Below are 1264 nucleotides of genomic sequence, written 5' to 3' on the forward strand. Positions count from 1 at the left end.
GGGTCAACACCTACCGCGTGGTATCACCGATCGCGCCGTTCGGCGGCTTTGGCCTGTCTGGCCATGGCAGGGAAGGCGGCATGGCCGCGGCGCTCGACTATACCCGCACAAAGACGATCTGGCTCAGGACATCGGACGATCCGATCCCCGATCCCTTTGTGATGAGGTAGCGCCGATGTTTTACGAAATCCGGACCTATCGGCTGAAGAACGGCAGCATCCCGCAATATCTCAGGGTCGTCGAGGAAGAGGGGATCGAGATCCAGAAGAGCCATCTCGGTACGCTCGTCGGTTACTTCTTTTCGGAGATCGGAACGATCAACGAGATCGTCCACATCTGGGCCTTTGCGAGCCTGGACGACCGCGAGGCGAGGCGCCAGAGGCTTCTGGCCGATCCCCGGTGGCAGGTCTTTCTGCCCAAGATCCGCGATCTGATCGAAGTAGCGGAAAACAAGATTATGAAGCCAGCTAACTTTTCTCCCAGGAGCGAGGCGCGCTGACGGCATAAGGCATACACGTAGGACAACCAGAACAAGGATAAGGGAACATGAAAACAACATTTGCTGTCGCGGCGGTTGCCGCATTCGTGGCTGTGTCCATACCGGCGCACGCCGACAACATGGTCTTCTCGAGCTGGGGAGGAACGACCCAGGATGCGCAGAAGGCCGCATGGGCCAGCCCGTTCACGGAGAAGACCGGTATCACCGTCGTACAGGACGGACCGACGGATTACGGCAAGCTCAAGGCGATGATCGAGGCCGGTCAGGTTACCTGGGACGTTGTCGACGTCGAAGGCGACTATGCCGCCCAGGCCGGCAAGAATGGCCAGCTCGAGAAACTCGATTTCTCCGTCATCGATAAATCCAAGCTCGATCCGCGCTTCGTGACCGATTATTCGGTCGGCAGCTTCTATTATTCCTTCGTGATCGGCTGCAATGCCGATGCCGTCAGCGCCTGCCCGAAGACATGGGCGGACCTGTTCGACACGACAAAGTTTCCGGGAAAGCGCACATTCTACAAGTGGTCGGCTCCCGGCGTGATCGAAGCGGCGCTGCTTGCCGACGGCGTGGCTGCCGACAAGCTCTATCCGCTTGATCTCGACCGCGCCTTCAAGAAGCTCGATACGATCAAATCGGATATCGTCTGGTGGTCGGGCGGCGCACAGTCGCAGCAGCTTCTGGCATCCGCCGAGGCTCCTTTCGGCAGCATTTGGAATGGCCGCATGACCGCGCTTGCGGCGAGCGGCATCAAGACCGAGACCTCGT

The 1264-nt window shown here is 59.3% G+C and carries 3 protein-coding genes; all 3 read left to right on the forward strand.

Annotation, left to right across the window (positions count from 1 at the left end; translation table 11 throughout):
- A partial coding sequence (locus FY112_RS00270) for an aldehyde dehydrogenase family protein (RefSeq protein ID WP_151517341.1) occupies positions 1 to 170 on the forward strand: 170 nt, incomplete at its 5' end.
- Positions 171 to 175: 5 nt separating this feature from the next.
- Positions 176 to 499: an NIPSNAP family protein gene (locus FY112_RS00275; protein ID WP_151517342.1), complete on the forward strand. Its 324-nt coding sequence runs from the start codon at positions 176 to 178 to the stop codon at positions 497 to 499.
- Positions 500 to 546: 47 nt separating this feature from the next.
- On the forward strand, positions 547 to 1264 hold a 718-nt coding region (locus tag FY112_RS00280), incomplete at its 3' end, for an ABC transporter substrate-binding protein (protein WP_151517343.1).

The organism is Rhizobium sp. PEPV16 (assembly GCF_008919455.1).
Classification (GTDB): domain Bacteria; phylum Pseudomonadota; class Alphaproteobacteria; order Rhizobiales; family Rhizobiaceae; genus Rhizobium; species Rhizobium leguminosarum_Q.

Coding starts and splice junctions, on each gene's coding strand:
- FY112_RS00275 (WP_151517342.1), top strand. CDS start 176: ATGTTTTACGAAATCCGGACCTATCGGCTGAAGAACGGCAGCATCCCG.